General features: G+C 70.4%; 21 protein-coding genes. 13 read left to right on the top strand and 8 right to left on the bottom strand.

The window, feature by feature from the left end:
- Positions 1-9 precede the first annotated feature (9 nt).
- Complete coding sequence (locus GGQ96_RS08630) at positions 10-1,377, bottom strand: pyruvate dehydrogenase complex dihydrolipoamide acetyltransferase (protein ID WP_184113643.1); 1,368 nt, start codon at positions 1,375-1,377, stop codon at positions 10-12.
- A gap of 110 nt (positions 1,378-1,487) precedes the next feature.
- Here GGQ96_RS08630 and GGQ96_RS08625 point away from each other — a divergent pair, with 110 nt between their 5' ends.
- Positions 1,488-1,943 (top strand): universal stress protein, encoded by a 456-nt coding sequence (locus tag GGQ96_RS08625; protein WP_184113641.1) that lies wholly within the window; start codon positions 1,488-1,490, stop codon positions 1,941-1,943.
- An 80-nt stretch (positions 1,944-2,023) separates the two neighbouring features.
- Positions 2,024-3,289, top strand: coding sequence for a M20/M25/M40 family metallo-hydrolase (locus tag GGQ96_RS08620; protein ID WP_184113639.1), 1,266 nt, complete (start codon positions 2,024-2,026; stop codon positions 3,287-3,289).
- On the opposite strand, the gene GGQ96_RS08615 is transcribed toward GGQ96_RS08620, so the two are convergent.
- The 4 genes from GGQ96_RS08615 to GGQ96_RS08600 form a co-directional block, all read right to left on the bottom strand.
- Positions 3,270-3,656: a hypothetical protein gene (locus GGQ96_RS08615; protein WP_184113637.1), complete on the bottom strand. Its 387-nt coding sequence runs from the start codon at positions 3,654-3,656 to the stop codon at positions 3,270-3,272. The genes GGQ96_RS08620 and GGQ96_RS08615 overlap by 20 nt on opposite strands.
- Before the next feature lie 256 nt (positions 3,657-3,912).
- A complete protein-coding gene (locus GGQ96_RS08610; protein WP_184113635.1) occupies positions 3,913-4,392 on the bottom strand; it encodes a GAF domain-containing protein in 480 nt (159 codons plus the stop codon).
- A 40-nt stretch (positions 4,393-4,432) separates the two neighbouring features.
- Positions 4,433-4,855: an alternative ribosome rescue aminoacyl-tRNA hydrolase ArfB gene (arfB, locus tag GGQ96_RS08605; RefSeq protein WP_184113633.1), complete on the bottom strand. Its 423-nt coding sequence runs from the start codon at positions 4,853-4,855 to the stop codon at positions 4,433-4,435.
- Between the two features lie 7 nt (positions 4,856-4,862).
- Positions 4,863-5,537 (bottom strand): RluA family pseudouridine synthase, encoded by a 675-nt coding sequence (locus GGQ96_RS08600; protein ID WP_184113631.1) that lies wholly within the window; start codon positions 5,535-5,537, stop codon positions 4,863-4,865.
- Between the two features lie 50 nt (positions 5,538-5,587).
- Between GGQ96_RS08600 and GGQ96_RS08595 the strand changes: the two genes are divergently transcribed.
- Genes GGQ96_RS08595 through GGQ96_RS08580 form a run of 4 tightly spaced genes read left to right on the top strand, consistent with a single transcriptional unit; the run spans position 5,588 to position 9,396 of the window.
- Positions 5,588-6,310: a M15 family metallopeptidase gene (locus tag GGQ96_RS08595; RefSeq protein WP_184113629.1), complete on the top strand. Its 723-nt coding sequence runs from the start codon at positions 5,588-5,590 to the stop codon at positions 6,308-6,310.
- A 48-nt stretch (positions 6,311-6,358) separates the two neighbouring features.
- Positions 6,359-7,759 (top strand): threonine synthase, encoded by a 1,401-nt coding sequence (gene thrC, locus GGQ96_RS08590; protein WP_184113627.1) that lies wholly within the window; start codon positions 6,359-6,361, stop codon positions 7,757-7,759.
- The gene (locus tag GGQ96_RS08585) at positions 7,756-8,625 is read left to right on the top strand and encodes a class I SAM-dependent methyltransferase (protein WP_184113625.1); all 870 of its coding nucleotides are present in this window, start codon (positions 7,756-7,758) and stop codon (positions 8,623-8,625) included. Before thrC ends, GGQ96_RS08585 begins: the two co-directional genes overlap by 4 nt.
- A gap of 48 nt (positions 8,626-8,673) precedes the next feature.
- Positions 8,674-9,396 carry a hypothetical protein gene (locus GGQ96_RS08580; RefSeq protein WP_246360414.1) on the top strand — a complete coding sequence of 241 codons (723 nt, stop codon included), beginning with the start codon at positions 8,674-8,676 and terminating at the stop codon, positions 9,394-9,396.
- Between the two features lie 157 nt (positions 9,397-9,553).
- Here GGQ96_RS08580 and GGQ96_RS08575 read toward each other — a convergent pair whose 3' ends face one another.
- The gene (locus GGQ96_RS08575) at positions 9,554-11,233 is read right to left on the bottom strand and encodes a class I adenylate-forming enzyme family protein (RefSeq protein WP_184113623.1); all 1,680 of its coding nucleotides are present in this window, start codon (positions 11,231-11,233) and stop codon (positions 9,554-9,556) included.
- 65 nt (positions 11,234-11,298) lie between these two features.
- Here GGQ96_RS08575 and lgt point away from each other — a divergent pair, with 65 nt between their 5' ends.
- The 6 genes from lgt (at position 11,299) to GGQ96_RS08545 (ending at position 17,357) form a co-directional block, all read left to right on the top strand.
- Positions 11,299-12,177: a prolipoprotein diacylglyceryl transferase gene (gene lgt / locus GGQ96_RS08570; protein WP_184113621.1), complete on the top strand. Its 879-nt coding sequence runs from the start codon at positions 11,299-11,301 to the stop codon at positions 12,175-12,177.
- Positions 12,178-12,181: 4 nt separating this feature from the next.
- Positions 12,182-13,240: a class I SAM-dependent methyltransferase gene (locus tag GGQ96_RS08565; RefSeq protein WP_184113619.1), complete on the top strand. Its 1,059-nt coding sequence runs from the start codon at positions 12,182-12,184 to the stop codon at positions 13,238-13,240.
- Entirely contained in the window at positions 13,237-13,749 is a 513-nt protein-coding gene (locus GGQ96_RS08560; protein WP_343058973.1) for a GNAT family N-acetyltransferase, read from the top strand. The genes GGQ96_RS08565 and GGQ96_RS08560 overlap by 4 nt, the downstream gene beginning before the upstream one ends.
- On the top strand, positions 13,746-14,516 hold the full coding sequence (gene pgeF, locus GGQ96_RS08555) for a peptidoglycan editing factor PgeF (protein ID WP_184113617.1): 771 nt from the start codon (positions 13,746-13,748) through the stop codon (positions 14,514-14,516). The genes GGQ96_RS08560 and pgeF overlap by 4 nt, the downstream gene beginning before the upstream one ends.
- Positions 14,517-14,827: 311 nt before the next feature.
- Positions 14,828-16,141 carry a cystathionine gamma-synthase family protein gene (locus GGQ96_RS08550; RefSeq protein WP_184113615.1) on the top strand — a complete coding sequence of 438 codons (1,314 nt, stop codon included), beginning with the start codon at positions 14,828-14,830 and terminating at the stop codon, positions 16,139-16,141.
- A gap of 193 nt (positions 16,142-16,334) precedes the next feature.
- Positions 16,335-17,357 (top strand): adenosine deaminase, encoded by a 1,023-nt coding sequence (locus GGQ96_RS08545; RefSeq protein WP_184113613.1) that lies wholly within the window; start codon positions 16,335-16,337, stop codon positions 17,355-17,357.
- A 4-nt stretch (positions 17,358-17,361) separates the two neighbouring features.
- Here the strand turns inward: GGQ96_RS08545 and GGQ96_RS08540 are convergent, their stop codons facing one another.
- A complete protein-coding gene (locus tag GGQ96_RS08540) occupies positions 17,362-17,787 on the bottom strand; it encodes a CBS domain-containing protein (RefSeq protein WP_184113611.1) in 426 nt (141 codons plus the stop codon).
- Between the two features lie 73 nt (positions 17,788-17,860).
- Here GGQ96_RS08540 and GGQ96_RS08535 point away from each other — a divergent pair, with 73 nt between their 5' ends.
- Positions 17,861-18,139 carry a hypothetical protein gene (locus tag GGQ96_RS08535; protein WP_184113609.1) on the top strand — a complete coding sequence of 93 codons (279 nt, stop codon included), beginning with the start codon at positions 17,861-17,863 and terminating at the stop codon, positions 18,137-18,139.
- A gap of 70 nt (positions 18,140-18,209) precedes the next feature.
- On the opposite strand, the gene GGQ96_RS08530 is transcribed toward GGQ96_RS08535, so the two are convergent.
- Complete coding sequence (locus tag GGQ96_RS08530) at positions 18,210-19,178, bottom strand: DUF4167 domain-containing protein (protein ID WP_184113607.1); 969 nt, start codon at positions 19,176-19,178, stop codon at positions 18,210-18,212.
- Positions 19,179-19,390 lie beyond the last annotated feature (212 nt).

Below are 19,390 nucleotides of genomic sequence, written 5' to 3'. Positions count from 1 at the left end.
CCATCAGCCTCAGGCGAGCATCCCCAGGGGATTCTCGACCAGTTCCTTGAACACCTTCATCAGCTCGGCACCATCGGCCCCGTCGATCGCCCGGTGGTCGAAGCTGCCGGTCGCCGACATCACGGTCGCCACGGCGAGTTCGTCATTGATGACATAGGGACGCTTCTCGCCCGCGCCGATCGCCAGGATCATGCCCTGGGGCGGGTTGATCACCGCCTCGAACTGCTTGATCCCGAACATGCCCATGTTGGAGATCGAGGCGGTGCCGCCCTGGAATTCCTCGGGCTTCAGCTTGTTGTCGCGGGCGCGCGCGGCGAGGTCCTTCACCGCGGTCGAGATCGACGACAGCGAGCGCGTATCCGCCTCGGTCACGATCGGCGTGATCAGACCCGACGGCGTCGACACCGCGACCGAGATGTCGGCGCGCTTGAAGCTGATCAGCTGGTCGGGCGTGAACATCACGTTGCACTTGGGCACCGCCATCAGCGCCACGCCCAGGGCCTTCACCAGCATGTCGTTGACAGACAGCTTGACGCCGCGGCTGGCCAGCGATGCGTTCAGCTCGCCACGCAGCTTGAGGAGCGCGTCCAGGCGCACGTCCACCGTCAGGTAGATGTGCGGCACCTGCTGCTTCGATTCGGTCAGGCGGCGCGCAATCGTCTTGCGCATGTTGCTGAGTTTGGTCGCCTCGTGCGGGATGTCCGGCACGGCGGCGGGCTTGGCCGCCGGAGCCGGCGCAGCGGCGGCGGCGGCCGGCGCTTCGGCAGAGGCGTGCGGGGCGGGCGCGGCCGCCTTGGCGGGCGCGGCGCCCGGCTGGGCGTTCTCGACATCCGCCTTGACGATGCGGCCGTTGGGGCCGGAGCCGGTCAGGCTCGCCAGGTCCAGGCCCTTCTGCGCGGCGATGCGGCGGGCCAGCGGGCTGGCGATCGCGCGACCGTTGCCGACACTGGTGCCGCCGCCCGATGCGCCGTTCGAATCGGCGGGCTTGCCATGATCCTCGGCCTGCTCGACCGTGCGGTCGAACGGCTTGGCCTCGCTGCCGGTCTTGTTGGGATCGGTCGGGTCGGTCGGCATCGGCTTGGCGGGAACGGGCATTTCAGCCTTGGTCGGGGTGCCGACCGAAGACGCGTCCTCGCCCTCTTCGGCCAGGATGGCGATGACGGTGCCGACCTTCACATTGTCGCTACCCTCGGCGACCAGGATCTTGGCGATCACGCCCTCGTCCACCGCCTCGAACTCCATCGTCGCCTTGTCGGTCTCGATCTCGGCCATGATGTCGCCGGATTTGACGGTGTCCCCTTCCTTGACCAGCCATTTGGCGAGCGTGCCTTCCTCCATCGTCGGCGAAAGCGCGGGCATCTTGATCTCGATCGACATGAAGGTCCTCAAGGCATTCCGTAGCGGCGACCGTCTCTTGCCGCCCCGGGCCGCCGGGTCAACCCCGACGCCTCTTGCGCCGCATCGGCCCACGCGCCACACCGGGGGCCATGCGCATCTATCTGGTGGTGGTCGACGACAGTCCGGAGGCGGAAATCGCCCTGCGCTTCGCCGCGCGTCGCGCCGTGAAGACCGGCGGCGGCGTCAACATCCTGTCGATCCTGCCGCCGCAGGAATTCATCGCATTCGCCGGCGTGCAGGCGACGATCGAGGCGGAGGCGCGCCAGCAGGCCGAGGCGGTGGTCGGCGTCGCGGCCGGCGCCATCTTCCGCGAATCGGGCCTGCGGCCGGCGATCACGGTGCGCGAGGGCGACGCGCCCAAGGTGATCCGCCAGATCATCGACGCCGATCCGCAGATCGCGGCGCTGGTGCTGGGCGCCGCCCCGGCCGGCGCGCCGGGCGCGTTGATCAGCCATTTCACCGGCACCGATGCTGGCGCCTTGCCGGTGCCGGTGATGATCATCCCCGGATCGCTGACCCCGGAGCAGATCGACCGGCTAAGCTGACCGGCTCAACGAATCGAACGTAACCGGTCGTGATCGCAATGGCTTGAGCGGCAGGACTGGCTGCGGCATGCTGATCGTCCATGCCGATCCTCCTCGCCCTCGCCGCGGCTGCCGCCGCCACCCCCGCCCCCTCTCCGGACCGCCTCAAGGCCGATGTCGCCGCGATGGTCGGCTTCGGCACGCGGCACACCGCCTCCACCACCACCGACCCGAAGCGCGGCATCGGCGCGGCGCGCGACTGGGCCGCCGGGCGTTTCGCCGCGATCGCGCGCGGCTGTGGCGGGTGCATCACGGTCGAGCGGATCGAGCGGCGCTTCACCGGCCCGCGCGCGCCGACCGGCGTGGTGGTGCAGGACGTGCTCGGCATCCAGCGCGGCCGCGATCCCGAGCGCGTGGTGATCGTCGGCGCGCATATCGACAGCCGCGTCACCGACGTGATGGACACGACCAGCGATGCGCCCGGCGCCAACGACGACGCGTCTGGCGTCGCGCTGGTGCTGGAGGCGGCGCGCATCCTGTCCCGCCAGACGTTCGACGCGACCATCGTCTATGCGGTCTTCTCCGGCGAGGAGCAGGGCCTGTGGGGCGCCACCCTGCTCGCCGACACCGCCAAGGCGCGCGGCTGGCAGGTGTCGGCGATGCTCAACAACGACATCGTCGGCAACACGATCGGCCAGGGCGATGTCCGCGAATCGCGCTGGGTGCGCGTCTTTTCCGAGGGCATCCGCTCGTCGGAGGACGAGGCGCAGCAGATGGTCCGGCGCGGCAATGGCGGCGAGGATGACGGCCCCAGCCGCGCGCTCGCCAAGGCGATCGATGGGGTCGCCGCGCGGGGGCGGTTCGGGCTCGACGTGTTCCTCGACCGACGGCCCGACCGGTTCGGCCGCGGCGGCGATCACGAGCCGTTCCTGAAGCTCGGCTATCCTGCGGTGCGCTTTTCGGTCGCCAACGAGAATTGGGATGCGCAGCACCAGGATCTGCGCACCGAGAAGGGCGTGGTCTATGGCGACACGATCGACCGGATGGACTTTCCCTATCTGGCCAAGGTGACGGCGATCAACGTCGCGACGCTTGCCCGGCTGGCCGGCGCCCCCGCCGCCCCGGCGAGCGTGACGATCTCCGGCGCTCTGTCGCGCGACACGCAGGTGAGCTGGCCGGCGGTGCCGGGGGCGGCGGGCTACCGCGTGCATTGGCGTCGTAACGACCGCGCCGACTGGACCGACAGCCGCGACGTGACCGGCACCAGGACGCTGCTGGCACAGGTGCCGGTCGACGATCACTTCGTCGGCGTATCGGCGCTGGCGGCGGACGGGTCGGAGAGCCTGGTCACCTTCGGCGGGCGCTGACCGGTCGGCGCGGAGGACGCGATGGCGGCGGCGGATCAGCATAGACGTCCGTGGTGGTCGTGATCGATCCTTCGTCCGCCGCCCGCATCCGCGAACCGGTCGCGGCAGTGGTGGTGGTGACGGTCGCGCCGGGCGTCGCATCGCGCCGGCCGGAGCGCACCTCCGGCAGCGGCGGCGGCGCGAGTGGCGGCGGGTCGTCGCGCGGCTCTCCCCGCAGGTCGAGCAACAGGGTGACCGGCGGGACGGCATAGGCCGGCTCGCCGCCCGCTATCGGCGGTGGCGGCGGCGGGCCACCCCGTTGCGCGTTCGCCGGGCCGGTCGCGAGCAGCGCCAGCCCACACCACCATCTCGCCTGCGTCTTCATCATGCGCCGGATCGTAGCGCGCGCGCCGCGCCGGAAAAGCGCCGCGACGGTCCCGATCCGGGGCAGGCAAGCGTCTGGCCCGTGGCGAGACGGTTGCGACCGCCTGCGCTCCACACCCCCCGCGTTCCACCCCGGCGGCAGCGCGGCGGCCGCGAACGTCACGACGTCACCCCAGACTTCGCACCACCCCGGCCTTCGCCGCGGCGGGATGGCGGGTTGCGGACCGATCCCTGCAGAAGGACGACCAGCGAAGCGGCCCTCAGAGCCGCCCGGCCAGCAGCGTCGCCAGCGCCTCGCAGCCGGCGGCATCCTCCGCGTCGAAACGACCGGGCTCCGGGCTGTCGAGGTCGATCACCCCCAGCACCGCGCCGTCGCGGACGATCGGCACGACCAGTTCGGACCGGCTCGCCGCGTCGCAGGCGATATGGCCGGGAAAGGCGTGGACATCGGCCACCACCTGCGTCTCGCCGCTTTCGGCGGCGGTGCCGCACACCCCCTTGCCGAGCGGGATGCGGATGCACGCCGCCTTGCCCTGGAACGGCCCCAGAACCAGTTCGCCTGCGACCATGCGGTAGAAGCCGGCCCAGTTGAGGTCGGGCAGATACTGCCACAGCAGCGCGGAGGCGTTGGCCATGTTGGCGACCGCGTCGGGCTCGCCGGCGGTCAGCGCATCGAGCGCGGCATGGAGGTCGCGGTACAGGTCCGCCTTGCTGCCGGACGAAATGTCGAACTGGTACATGCCGCCTATCTAGGCGGGGCCGGCCGCCACCGCCAGCCGGTCAGTCGCGGACCTTGCCGCGCCCCGCCTTCACCGCCGAGCGCCGCGCCTTGCCCTCGACCCGGCGGGTTTGCGAGGCGCGGGTCGGCTTGGTCGGGCGGCGCTTCTTGGGCACGATCGTCGCCTCGCGGATCAGTTCGACCAGCCGCTCGCGCACCTCCTGCCGGTTGAGCAGCTGCGACCGCGCGCCTTCGCTCCGCAGCACCAGCACGCCCTCGCGGGTCAGCCGCGATCCCGCCAGCACCGCCAGCCGCGCCTTCACCGCGTCGGGCAGGCTGGGCGAGTTCGCCACGTCGAAGCGCAGCAGCACTGCGCTGTCGGTGGTGTTGACATGCTGCCCGCCCGGCCCGGAAGCGCGGGTATAGCTTTCGTGCAGTTCCTCGCTGTCGATCCAGATCGCACGGGTGACGGGGATGGCGACCATGGCGCGATCAACCCGCCAGGCCGGGCCAGGCTCCGAACCGCTCGGGCAGCGGGGCCGCCGCCTTGATCGGCTCCTTGCCCGGCCGGGGGACGACCAACTCGGCGGCATGGAGCAGCATTCCCTGCCCGCCCGCCTGGTTCGGCGCGACGCGCCGGGCGCGGCCATAAATCGGGTCGCCGACCACGGGCACGTTCAGGCCGCTGGCGGCATGGACGCGGATCTGGTGCGTGCGCCCCGTTTCGGGCCGGAACTCGACCAGGGTGCGGCCATCCTGTTCGGCCAGCGCGCGCCAGTGGGTGCGCGACGGCTTGCCGGCGGGATCGCCGACCATCCGCCAGCCCGACTCGGCGCTGCTGACCTTGGCGAGCGGCAGGTCGATCGTCCCCTCGCCCGTGACCACGCCGTCGAGCACCGCCAGGTAGCGTTTCTCGACCGTCCCATTCTCGAACGCCTGCTGGAACCGCGCCCCCGCCTTGGGATTGCGCGCGAGCAGCAGGCAGCCGCTGGTGTCGCGGTCCAGCCGGTGCACCGGCGTCGGCCAGCGCTGAAAGCCGAAACGCAGCGATTCGAGGTGGTTCTCCAGGCTGATCGATCCGTCGCGGGGCGGATCGACGGGCAGGCCGGCGGGCTTGTCGATGACGAGCGCCTCGCCATCGATGAAAAGGATACGTTCGGGGTCCATGGCTGCGGTCCTTGCCACCGCCGCGACGCCCATGCCAGAGCCGCGCGGCCATGCTCGCCATTCTGCTCGCCCAGGCGGTGACGCCCGCCGCCCCGCCCGCCGCCGCGCCGGTCGCGACGGACGGACGGCTCTACGGCCATTTCCGTTATGGCGACGCGCCGCCGGGCGATCTGGTCCCGGCCCCGCCGGGCTTCGGCCTCCACGCCTGCCTGCTCCGGCGCGAGGTGATCCCGGACCTCGAACGGCTGATCGCGGCCGCCGACGCGGCATTGGGAGCGGGCGCGATCCGGGGCCTGTCCTGCCACCGGGGCGTGTTGCGCCAGGGCAGCGTCTTCGCCACCGGCGGCGCGGGACCGACCGCGGCGGACCGGGCGATCTCGGTCGCGCCGCCGGGGCATAGCGAGCACAGCACCGGCTTCGCGCTCGACTTCGCGGTGCGCCCGTCGCGCGGATGCCCCGATGCGGAGGCATGCATGGCCGCCACGCCACAGGCGCGCTGGCTGCACGACCATGCGCCGCGCTACGGCTTCGAACTGAGCTTCCCGCCCGGCAACCGGCAGAATGTGAAGTGGGAGCCGTGGCACTGGCGCTGGGTCGGCGCAACCGCCGATGCGCCGGGCGCGGCGAAGGCGCGGTTCCTGTTCGCCAGGGCGCGCGCCCGCTTCCCGGCCGATCCCGCCATCACCCCGCCGCTCGACCTGCGGTTGAGCGGCCAGCCCGCGCCGCCCGTCCCCGCGGCGGCGCCGCCGACAAGGAAAAAGCGGCGGCGCTGAACCAGCCCTTGCTTGTCGTGTCCGCGCACAGGCGTTAGCGGCAGGGCCATGCGCTACCTCAGCACTCGCGGCACCGCGCCGATCGTCGACTTCCGCGCCGCCACGCTCGCCGGGCTCGCCGCCGATGGCGGCCTGTACGTGCCCGAGACCTGGCCGACGCTGGGTCGCGACTCGATCGCGGCGCTGGCCGGCCTGTCCTATGCGGAGACGGCGGTGCGGGTGATGACGCCGTTCGTCGGCGATGCGCTGAACGAGGACGAACTGCGTTCGCTGTGCGAGGCCGCCTATGGCCGCTTCTCGCACGCGGCGGTGACGCCGCTGGTCCAGCTCGACCATGACCAATGGCTGCTGGAGCTGTTCCACGGACCGACGCTGGCCTTCAAGGACGTGGCGCTGCAACTGCTCGGCCTGCTGTTCGAGCGGTTCCTGACCGGCACCGACAAGCATCTGACCATCATCGGCGCGACCAGCGGCGACACCGGATCGGCGGCGATCGACGCGGTGGCCGGGCGCGCGGGCGTCGACATCTTCATGCTCCATCCGATGGGCCGGGTGTCGGAGGTGCAGCGTCGCCAGATGACGACGGTGCTGGCCCCCAACGTCTTCAACATCGCCATCGACGGCGATTTCGACCAGGCACAGGCGCTGGTGAAGGCCGCCTTCGCCGACCGGGCGATGGCCGACCGTTATGCGCTGTCGGCGGTCAATTCGATCAACTGGGCGCGGCTGATGGCGCAGGTGGTCTATTACTTCTATGCCGCCGTCCGCCTCGGCGCGCCGGAGCGGGCAGTCGCCTTCTCGGTGCCGACGGGCAATTTCGGCGATGTCTTCGCCGGCTATGTCGCGGCGAAGATGGGGCTGCCGGTGGCCAAGCTGGTGGTCGCGACCAACGTCAACGACATCCTCCACCGCGCGCTGTCGGCGGGCGACTATTCCAAGGCGGGTGTGCAGCAGACCGCGACGCCGTCGATGGACATCCAGGTGTCGTCCAATTTCGAGCGGCTGCTGTTCGACCTGGGCGGGCGCGACGGCGCGGCGCTGGCGGCGCAGATGCAGGGGTTCGAGCGGGACGGCGTGCTGCGCCTGACCAATGCGCAACGCGAGGGGGCGGCGGCGCTGTTCACCAGCGAGCGGGTCGATGCCGACGAGATGACGATGGCGATGCGCTGGGCGGCGGAGGCGTCGGGCCAGGTGATCGACCCGCACACCGCGATCGGCCTGGCCGCCGCGCGCCGCGCTGCCACCACGGTCGACGCGCCGATGGTGACGCTCGCCACCGCGCATCCGGCGAAGTTCGGCGATGCGGTCGAGCGCGCGGTCGGCAGCCGGCCGACGCTGCCGCTGCGCGTCGGCGACCTGTTCGACCGCGAGGAACGCTATACCAGCCTGCCCGCCGATCTGTCGGTCATCGCCGGCTTCATCGCCGAACACGCCACGCCGTCCGCATGATGCTGGGCACGCTGATCGGGGAGCCCTGGGCCGATTACGGGCTGGTCGATAGCGGCCATGGCCGCAAGCTGGAGCGCTATGGCCGCTTCCGCTTCGTCCGGCCCGAACCCCAGGCGATGTGGGCGCCGGCCAAGGCCGACTGGACGTTCGACGGGGAGTTCGTACCCGGTTCCGACGAGGAGGGCGGCGGCCGCTGGCACTTCAACCAGCCGGTGCCGCGCGACGGCTGGGGGATGCGCTGGGACGATGTGCGCTTCACCGCGCAGACCACGCCCTTCCGCCATCTGGGATTCTTCCCCGACATGGCCCCGGTGTGGAGCTGGATGCGCGAACGGCTGGACGGGCTGGAGACGCCCGACTGCATGAACCTGTTCGGCTATACCGGCGTCGGCACGCTGGCGCTGGCGAGCCAGGGGGCGCGCATGGTGCATGTCGACGCTTCCAAGAAGTCGGTCGAGGCGGCGCGCGCCAATGCGGCCCTGTCGGGCCTGGACGCCGCGCCGGTGCGCTGGATCGTCGACGACGCCGCCAAGTTCACCGCGCGCGAGGTGCGGCGCGGCCGGCGCTATGACGGCATCCTGCTCGACCCGCCCAAATATGGTCGCGGGCCCGAGGGCGAGATCTGGCGGCTGGAGGAGGATCTGCCGCGTCTGATCGCGGATTGCCGCCAGTTGCTGGACGAGAATTCCCGCTTCCTGTTCCTCACCGTCTATGCGGTGCGCATGTCGGCGCTGGCGATCGGCGAGATGCTGCGCCAGCTCTTCGCCGACCTGCCCGGCACGGTCGAGGCGGGGGAGCTGGGCGTGCGCGAGGAAGCGCGCGGGCTGACCCTGCCGACCGCGATCTGGGCGCGCTGGTCCCGCTGATCGCGTGGCGGCTGGCCCTGGCGGATGGCAGCGGCTAGGGTCGCGCGCATGAGCCAGTCGACCACCGCCACCGCCTCGCAACCCGGAACCAGCCTGCTGCCCGATGGCGGCGTCGGCGTCATCACCACCATGCACCTGGTGCTGATCGTGCTGGTCGCGGTGGCGGCGATCGCGATCATCCTGGTCGGCATGCGCCGCAAACGCCAGCGGACTCTGGCCGAGCGCGAGGTCGCGCACAACGCGCGCGAGGCCGGGGTGACCGAGCCGACCGCGTCAGCGCCGGTGGCGGAATCGCCGCTCCCGCCCCCGCCGCCTCCGCCGCCTCCGCCCGCCCCGGAGCCGGTCGCTCGGCCCATCGTCCAGCCCGCGCCGGCCGAAGCCGAGCAGCCGACCACGACCGATCCGCTCGCCGACGAACCCATCGCTGCCGCCGCGCCGCTGGAGGCCAGCCCGGCGACGATCGCACCGGCCCCCGTGCCCGCCACCCCGCCAGCCACTTCACCTTCCACTCCGGCGCTGGCCGACGACCCGGCCGATGCGCCGCTGTCGCTGCTGAAGGGGCTGGGGCCCAAGCTGGTCGCGCGGCTGGGCGAACTAGGCATCACCACGGTGGGCCAGATCGCCGCGCTGGACGAGGATGCCGCCACCCGGCTCGACGCGCAGCTCGGGCCGTTCTCCGGCCGGATGACCCGCGACCGCTGGATCGAACAGGCCCGCTTCCTGGCGGCGGGCGACATCCCCGGCTTCGAGGCGGTGTTCGGAAAGCTGTGAACCCGCAGACCGCCTCCGACCATCCCGGCGGAGGCCGGGATCCAGTTGGGGGACGTTCATAGGCTAGGGCAACCGTTCCGTAACTGGATCCCGGCCTCCGCCGGGGTGGAATGGTGGGTCGGGTGATGTCGCACCCGATCGATGGACGATCCGCCCCTCAGCCCGCCGCCACCAGCGCCCGGTACTCGGCCCGCAACGCCACCTTGTCGATCTTCTCCGTCCCCAGGCGCGGCAGCGGGGCGTCGACCAGCCAGAGCCGGACCGGCACCTTGAAGGCGGCGATATGCTCGCCCAGGAACGCCTGCAACGCGGCCGCGTCGACGCCCGGCTCCGCATGGACGACCGCCGCCGGCACCTCGCCCAACCGCTCGTCGACCAGGCCGAACACCGCCGCCTCGCGCACCGCCGGGTGGGCGTAGAGCGCCGCCTCCACCTCCAGGCAACTGATATTCTCGCCGCCGCGGATGATGATGTCCTTCTTGCGGTCGACGATGAACAGATAATCGTCCGCGTCGAGATAGCCGATATCGCCGGTCCGAAAGAATCCGTCGGCGGTGATGGCGGCGGCGGTGGCGGCCGGATTGTTCCAATATTCGCGGAAATTGGCGACCGAGCGGATCGCCACCTCGCCGCGCGCGCCCTGCGGCACCGGCCGCCCCGCCTCGTCGAGGATCGCCAGCTCGATCAGCGGGGCGGAGGCGCGGCCGGCGGAATCGGGCTTGGCGAGATAGTTGCTGCGCCAATTGGCGGTGCCGGCGGCATTGGTCTCGGTCAGGCCATAGCCGATCAGCGGCGCGGGCCCGCCCAGTTCGGCGTCCATTCGGCGGACATGCTCGGGCGGGCGCGGCGCGCCGCCCGCCGCGAAATCGGTGACGGTGGACAGGTCGAAGGCCGCCCGCTCCGGATGATTGAGAATTTCGTAGCTCATCAGCGGCACGCCGACGAAATAGGTGACCTTCTCCCGCTCGATCAGCCGCATCGCCTCGCGCGTGTCCCATTTGGGCAGCAGCACCAGCTTGCGGCCCATGGCGAAGCTTTGCAGCAGCACCGGCACCATCGCGGTGATGTGGAACAGCGGCAGCGTCAGCATCGTCGCCGGCGGCAGCGTCGGGGCATCGCCGTCCTCGGTCGCCAGGCCCAGCACCATCAGCGCCTGCGCCAGAAAGTTGAGCGTCGCCTGCAGCACCGATCCATGATCCGCCAGCGCGCCCTTGGACCGGCCGGTCGAGCCCGAGGTGAACAGGATCGTCGCAGCGTCGCCCGGCCCCAATTCGGGCAGGACGCCCTCCCCGCCGGTCAGCGGCGCGGCGGCCTGGGCAAGGGGGAGGCGATCGTCGACCCGCACCACCGGCACGGCGAGCCCCTCGATCGCCGCCAGCCGCTCGGCGCGCGGCCCGTCCGCCACCACCAGCGCGCAACCGACATCGTCCAGCGCCGCGGCGAACTCCTCCGCCTGCCACCAGCCGTTGAGCAGGGTCGCGATCCCGCCCGCCATCAGCACGCCCATATAGGCGGCGATCCAGACCGGCGAGTTGCGCGCGGCGATGCCGACCCGGTCGCCCCGGTCGATCCCGCGCGCGACCAGTGACCGGGCGATCTCCGCCGCCACGCCGTACACCTCGCCGAAGGTCAGCCGCTCCTCGCCGGCCACCAGGAAGCAGGTGTCGCGATGCTCCTGCGCGTAATGGGCGAAATAATGCGCGAGCGAGGGCGGCGCGATCGCGAAGGCCGGCAAGGTGACGCCGTGACGCTCGACCGTGGTCAGCGGCAGCGGCCCGCCCGCTCCCGTCACCTGCGCCATGGTCGAATCCATCCGCCGATCCAGTTCGCTACGCATCCGTCTCTCCGCTTGGTCTTGTTGCCTGCCGCCACTATGGAGGCCACAAGCCTGAGGGAAAAGCCTTGATCTACTTTATCGCCGCCGCTGCGGGACATATCCGGTTCGAGGATCTGGGCTTGCACCCGGACGTGTTCAGCATCGGCTTCTTCACGCTGCGCTGGTACAGCCTGGCCTATATCGCCGGCATCCTGATCGGCTGGTGGATGCTGCTGAGGATGCTCGACCAGCCGGGCGCACCGATGGCGCGGCGCCATGCCGACGACCTGGTCTTCTATGCGACGCTCGGCATCATCCTGGGCGGACGGCTGGGCTATGTGACCTTCTACGCGCCGGAGATGTTCCTCCATCCGCTCCGTATCCTGCGGCTGTGGGACGGCGGCATGTCCTTCCATGGCGGCGCGATCGGCACCATGGTCGGGATCATCCTGTTTGCGCGCAAGAACAAGCTCAACTGGCTGCGCATCCACGACTATGTCGCCTGCGTGGTGCCGTTCGGGCTGTTCTTCGGCCGGCTGGCCAATTTCGTGAACGGCGAGCTCTGGGGCAAGCCGGCGAACGTGCCCTGGGCGATCGTCTTCCCGCACACCGTCCCCTATGGCATGATCGATCCCGCCCGCCATCCGAGCCAGCTCTACGAAGCAGCGCTGGAGGGGCTGTTGCTCCTCGCCGTCATGAGCTTCGCCTTCTGGCGGACCAAGGCGCGCTATGATCCGGGCAAACTGGTCGGGCTGTTCCTGGTCGGTTACGGCTGCGCCCGCTTCGTCGTCGAATTCTTCCGCGAGCCGGACAGCCAGCTACGCGCCTTCGCCGAGCATACCGGCCTGCACATGGGCCAGTGGCTGTGCGTGCCGATGATCCTGGGCGGCGCGTATCTGATGGCGACGGCGGCGAAGCGGCGGGTGCGGGTCGAACCGACCTGGGGTACCGAGAGCGTCGCCTGAGCCGATGACCGACACGTCTCCCGATCCCGCCGAGCCGGCCCTTCCCGAGCGGCTGGCGCGCGCCATCGCGCTGGCCGGCCCGATCTCGCTCGCCCAGTTCATGGGCGCGGCCAATGCCCATTATTACGCCACCCGCGACCCGCTGGGCGCGGGCGGGGATTTCGTCACTGCGCCGGAAATCAGCCAGATGTTCGGCGAGCTGGTCGGCCTGTGGTGCGCCGATCTGTGGGACCGCGCCGGCCGGCCCGCCTGCCACTGGGTCGAGCTGGGGCCCGGTCGCGGCACGCTGGCCGCCGATGCCAGGCGGGCGATGGCGCGCGCCGGCTTCACCCCGCCCGTCCATCTCGTCGAGACCAGCCCGGTGCTGCGCGCGGCGCAGGCCGAGCGGGTGGCGGACGCGACCTTCCATGATTCGGTCGAGACGCTGCCGGCCGAGGGCGCGCTGATCGTCGTCGCCAACGAGTTCTTCGACGCGCTGCCGATCCGCCAGCTCGTTCGCCGCGACCAGTGGCACGAGCGGCTGATCGCCTGCCAGGACACGCTGTTCCTGCCGATCGCCGGCAAGCCGGTGCCCGACACGGTGATTCCGGAGCCGCTGCGCGATGCGGCCATCGGCTCGATCCTGGAGGTCGCCCCCGCCGCCATCGGGATCATGCGATCGCTCGGCCGGCGGATCGCCGCGCAGGGCGGCGCGCTGCTCGCGATCGATTATGGCTATGAGGGCCCGGCGCTCGGCGAGACATTGCAGGCGGTGAAGCGCCACGGCTTCGCCAATCCCTATGAGGCGCCGGGCGAGCACGACCTGACCGCGCATGTCGACTTCACCACGCTGGCGGCGGCGGGCCAGACGGCGGGCCTCTCCGCCTGGGGGCCGATGGAACAGGCCGAGTGGCTGGTGCGGCTGGGCATCGACTCGCGCGCCGCGGCGCTTGCCCGCCACGCCCCCGACCGGGCCGAGGCGATCGCCGCCGACCGGATGCGGCTGGTGAACGGCATGGGCGCGCTGTTCAAGGTGCTGGCGCTGACCGCCAGGGACTGGCCCGAGCCGGCGGCCTTCGGATGACCGAAATGCTCTATCGCGACGCCATCCCGGCGGACGCGCCCGCGATCCGCGCGCTGTTCGCCGCCAGCTTCACCGCGACCTTTGGCCATCTCTACGCGCCCGCCGACCTCGCGGCGTTCCTCGATCCGATGACCATCCAGGCTTGGCAGGCGGAGATCGCCGATCCCGCCTATGCCTTCCACCTGGCGGAGGCGGACGGCACGTTGGTCGGCTTCATCAAACTCGGCCCGGCGAGCTTCGCCGTGGAGCGCCGGGGTCCGGCGATCGAGCTGCGCCAGTTCTATGTCGATGCCGCCTATCACGGTCGGGGCATCGCGCCAGCGATGATGGACTGGGCGCTGGCCACCGCGCGTGACCGCGGCGCGACCGAGATGTTCCTGTCGGTCTATGTCGACAATGCCCGCGCCCGGCGCTTCTACCAACGCTATGGGTTCGAGCGGATCGGACGCTACACCTTCATGGTCGGCGACCATGCCGACGAGGACGATATCATGCGACGGACGCTGTGACCGACGGCGTGGACACGATCCGCAGCGGCGTGCTCGACGGCGTGCCGCACGCCTTTCTCGGCCGGCGCGGCGGCGTGTCGACCGGGGTCACGGCGGGCCTGGACCTGGGCCGGCGCGGGCAGGCCGCCATCTCGCCCGAACTCGCCGAGAACCGTGCGCGGGCGGTGGCGGCGGTGCTGCCCGGCGCCACGCTCCAGACGCTCTACCAGGTCCATTCGGCCGATGTCGTCACCATCCATTCGCCCTTTTCCGACGACGACCGCCCCCATGCCGACGGCATGGCGACGCGGCGGCCGGGGCTGCTGCTCGGCATCCTGACCGCCGACTGCGCGCCGGTGCTGCTCGCCGACGTCCAGGCGGGCGTGGTCGGCGCGGCCCATGCCGGATGGAAAGGCGCGCTGGCCGGCGTGACCGACGCGACGATCGCGGCGATGGAATCGCTGGGCGCGAACCGCCAGCGCATCACCGCCGCGATCGGTCCCTGCATCGCCCGGCGCAGCTACGAGGTGGACGATACCTTCCTCGCCCGCTTCGCCGAGGCCGATCCGGCGAACGAGCGCTTTTTCGCCTCGGGCCGGACGGGGCACCACCGCTTCGACCTGGAGGCCTATGTCGCGCACCGCCTGATCGCGGCCGGGCTGCGGCGGATCGATGCGCTGGGGCTCGACACGTACGCGGACGAGGCGCGCTTCTATTCCTATCGCCGCGCGACGCATCGTGGCGAGGCGGATTACGGGCGGCAGATCGCCTTGATCGGCGTGGGCTGAATTTTTCGCGCGAAGGCGGGAAGGAAGAAGCGGGTCCGGGGAAGGCACGAAGGCGCGACGATTTCCGGGTCGAGCGGCGGTTGCCAGCAACCCGGTCCAAGACTGGTCCAGGAACGAAGGGAGGATGGCGGCTGCGCCGCAGACCGACGGACCTCCGCGTCTCCGCGCCTCCGCGTGGACAAGCCTTCTTCCTTCGCGCCTTTGCGCCTTCTGTTGAATCATCCGTCTTCACGCCATGTCCCCATTGGGCCAAGATGGTTTCCATTGAGACTTTCCAGCGCGTACAAGGCGGTACGGAAGAGGAGAATCACATGCCGATGGACGAGACCGAAGCCGACATGACCGGTGTCGACGCGAACCGCTCGCCGATCACCGAACCCGCCCGGATCGGCGACCGCAAGCTGAAGCCATCGACGCTGATGATGGGCCATGGCTATGACCCGTCGCTGTCGGAAGGGTCGCTCAAACCGCCGATCTTCCTCACCTCCACTTTCGTCTTCCCCAATGCCGCCGCCGGCAAGCGCCATTTCGAAGGCGTGACCGGCAAGCGGCCGGGCGGCGCGGAGGGGCTGGTCTATTCGCGCTTCAACGGCCCCAATCAGGAGATCCTGGAGGACCGGCTGGCGATCTGGGAAGAGGCGGAAGATGCGCTCGCCTTCTCCTCCGGCATGGCCGCGATCGCGACCTTGTTCCTATCGATGGTCAAGCCTGGCGACACGATCGTCCATAGCGGCCCGCTTTATGCCGCGACCGAGACGCTGATCGGCCGCATCCTGGGCAAGTTCGGGGTCAAGTGGCTCGACTTCCCGGCCGGGGCGACGCGCGCGGAGATCGACCGCGTCCTGGCCGAGGCGGCGACCGGCAACGTCGCGCTCATCTATCTGGAAAGCCCGGCCAACCCGACCAACGCACTGGTCGATGTCGAGGCGGTGGTCGCCAGCCGCGACGCGATCTTCGCCGACCGGGCGGAAAAGCCGCCGATCGCGATCGACAACACCTTCCTGGGCCCGCTCTGGCACCAGCCGCTCCGCCACGGCGCGGACATCGTCGTCTACTCGCTGACCAAATATGCCGGCGGGCATAGCGACCTGGTGGCGGGCGGCGTGCTGGGCAAGAAGGCGCAGATCGACGTGATCCGGTCGATGCGCAATACGATCGGCACGATCTGCGACCCCAACACCGCCTGGATGCTGCTCCGCTCGCTGGAGACGCTGGAATTGCGGATGAGCCGGGCGGGCGAGAATGCCGCCAAGGTCTGCGCCTTCCTGCGCCAGCACCCCAAGGTCGAGCGGATGGGCTATCTGGGCTTCATCGAGGATGCGCGGCAGAAGGACATCTACGACCGCCACTGTACGGGGGCGGGCTCGACCTTCTCGCTGCTGGTCAAGGGCGGCGAGGCCGAGGCGTTCCGGTTCCTCGACGCGCTCCGCATCGCCAAGCTGGCGGTGTCGCTGGGCGGCACCGAGACGCTGGCTAGCCACCCGGCGGCGATGACCCACCTGTCGGTGCCCGAGGCCCGCAAGCAGGCGCTGGGGATCACCGACAATCTGGTCCGCATCTCGATCGGGGTGGAGGATGCCGACGACCTGATCGCGGACTTCGATCAAGCCTTGGCGGCGATCTGATTTCACGCGGAGGCGTAAAGATGGGAAGGGAGGTCGGCCGCGGCACAGCCGGCCTTCCCAACCTCCGATAAGTCATAGACCACGCGGATGGCGACCATCGTCCTTCAGTAAAGTCTCTGCGTCGTCGCGTGCCCCCATTCTTCCGCGACAACGCCCCTTGCCCCGCCCGGCGATGGCCGCGATGTAGGGGCGCATGACCATGCGCGCCTTCATCGCCGGCCTGCCCAAGGCGGAACTCCACCTGCATATCGAGGGGAGCCTCGAGCCTGAACTGATGTTCGCGCTCGCCCGACGCAACAACATCGCCATCCCGTTCGACTCGGTGGAGGCGGTGCGGGCCGCCTATAGCTTCACCCGGCTCCAGGATTTCCTCGACATCTATTATCAGGGCGCGAACGTCCTGATCCACAGCCAAGACTTCCACGACCTCGCCGCCGCCTATTTCGACCGGGTGGCCCAGGACGGCGTCGTCCATGCCGAGATCATGTTCGATCCGCAGACCCACACCGCGCGCGGCATCGCCTTCGACACCGTGATTTCCGGCCTACTTTCCGCGATGGAGGAAGCCGAGGCGAAGCATGGCATCACCTCGCGTCTCATCATGAGCTTCCTGCGCCATCTGGACGAGGACGACGCCTTCGCGACGCTGGAGATGGCGCGCCCCTGGCTCGACCGGATCGAGGCGGTGGGACTGGATTCGTCCGAGTTGGGCCATCCGCCGGAGAAGTTCGCGCGCGTCTTCGCTGCCGCCCGTGCGCTGGGCCTGAAGAGCGTCGCCCATGCCGGCGAGGAAGGGCCGCCCGCCTATGTCGTCCAGGCGCTCGACCTGCTTGCGATCGATCGGCTCGACCATGGCAATCGCAGCCTGGAAGATGCCGCGCTGACCGCCCGCCTGGCGCGCACCGCCATGACGCTGACCGTTTGCCCGCTGTCCAACCTGAAGCTGTGCGTGGTCGACACGATGGACGACCACCCGATCGACCGGATGCTGCGCGAGGGGCTGCGCGCGACGATCAATTCCGACGACCCCGCCTATTTCGGCGGCTATGTCGCCGACAATTACATCGCCGCCGCGGAGGCGCGGGGCTTGTCGAAGGACGATCTGGTCCGGCTGGCGCGCAACAGCTTCCTCGGCAGCTTCCTGCCCGACGATGTGGTCGCCGACCATCTCACGCGGCTCGACGCCTATGCGGCGATGCCCCAGCCGGTCGCCTGATCCCTCAGGCCGACTGGATATAGTCGCGCATCGCGGCGGCCTCCGCCTCGATCCGGTCGATGCGATATTTGACCAGGTCGCCGATCGACACCAGGCCGACCAGCCGCCCGTCTTCGACCACCGGGAGATGGCGGATGCGGCGGCGGGTCATCAGCGACAACGCGCCGATCACCGGCTCGGCCCGGCCGACGGTGATCGCGGGCGCGGTCATCACGGAATCGACCGGTTCGTCCAGCGCCTCCCGATCCCGGGCGAGCAGCCGCACCACGTCGCGCTCCGACAGGATGCCGGCGACCGTATCGCCGTCCATCACCGGCACCGCGCCGATCCGGTGTTGGACCAGCAGGTCCACCGCCCGCGCCACCGTCGCGTCGCGCCGGATCGTCACCACCGGCACCGGGTCCTTCCCCAGGATCGCCGCGATCGTCATCCTCGCCTCCTCGTCTATCGTGCGTTCAGCAGATCATGTTTCGCCCGACGAGGAAAGCATGACATGATGGCGCATGGACGATTTGCCCAAGGGACTGGATGATCCGGATCAGGCTGCGCACGCCTGGGCGCGTTATCGCCATCTGCTCGCCTGGATGATCCTGGCTGCCGCGTTCTGCGCCGCCGCCGCGATCGTCGGCATGGCGCATCTCCAGGGGCCGCTGCACCTCGTCACCATGTTCGCGATCCTGGGCGGAGTCGGCGGATCGGTGGTGCTGGCCGGCGCGCTGATGGGACTGTTGTTCCTCAGCTCCGGCTCGGGCCATGACGAGGATGTGCACCGGCGGGATTAGGCCCCGGTCGTGAAAAAGGCCGGCCCGCGGATCGCGGACCGGCCTGTTCGTCGCAGCGTCGCGAGGCGGATTATTCGGCGACCGCGTCCGGCGCGGCGGCGCGGACGCGACGACGGCGCGGCTTGGGCGCCTCGTCCGAGTCGTTGGCCGGGGCGATGCCGAGCGAGGGAGGCAGGCGATCCGCATCGACGCCGTTCGCCGCGGCCGCCGGAGCCGGCGTGTCGGTGGCCGGCGTCACCGCCTCGGCCGCCGCCGCATCGCGCCGCGGACGCCCGCGACGGCGGGGGGCGGGCGCCTCGACCGCGAGCGGCGCGTCCGCCTCGATCACGGTCTCGGCGCGCTGCTCCAGATCCTCGCCCGCGACCGGCGGGTCGGAACGGCGCTGGCCGGCGACTTCGACCGGCGCAGCTGGTGCGGCGGCGGCCTGGTCCGGCTCGCGCTCGGCGCGCTCGTCGCGGTCCCAGCGGCGCGGGCGCTCGCCCTCGGCGCGGCGCGGACGATCCTGGCGATCGGCCCGCTGCTCGGTTCGGTCCTGACGCTCGGCACGCTCGAGGCGGTCGCCCCGGTCCTGACGCTCGCTGCGGTCCTGACGCTCGCTGCGATCCTGGCGCTCGGCGCGCTCCTCGCGGCGAGGGTGCTCGCGACCCTGATAGTCGCGTTGCGCGCCACGACCATCCTGCTCGCCGGCACGGATCGGCTCGCCCTCGTCGCCGAACTCGTCCTGATCGTCGGCGTCGAAATCCTGCACCGGGCGGCGCGGCTGCTGGTCCTCGAACCGGCCGCGCTGGTCGCTCAGCACGCGGAAATAATGGTCCGCGAACTGGAGGTAATATTCGGTGTTGACGCGGTCGCCCTGGCGCTGCGCATCGGAGGCCAGATTCTTGTACTTTTCGTACAGCTGGTTGGCATTGCCGCGCGCGCGGCTATCGATGCGGTTGCCATTGTCGGGGCGACCCCCGCCGCCACCCTGGCGCGGGCTGTTGTTGTTGTTATTACCGCCCCGGCCGCGACGACGACCGGCCTGCCGATTATTGATCAAGCTTGTTGTCCTTTGCCAAACGCAAAAACGGGCTCCTAGGCCTGTGAATGCACCCCGCCCTGCCGCGTGCCGCTCGGGCTACGCCGGGTTCGTCATCGCCACATATGCGGCATCATGACTGGTGATGCGGGTCGCTGCCTGACAAGCCGTCGCTTGACAATCCGTCAATGGTCGCGTTCCCCATGGCCATCCATAGCGGGGGATGGCTCCAC

The organism is Sphingomonas abaci, assembly GCF_014199625.1.
GTDB classification, from domain to species: Bacteria; Pseudomonadota; Alphaproteobacteria; order Sphingomonadales; family Sphingomonadaceae; genus Sphingomonas; species Sphingomonas abaci.
The sequence above is the reverse complement of the archived record's forward strand: the minus strand, read 5'-3'. Positions and strand labels throughout refer to the sequence as shown.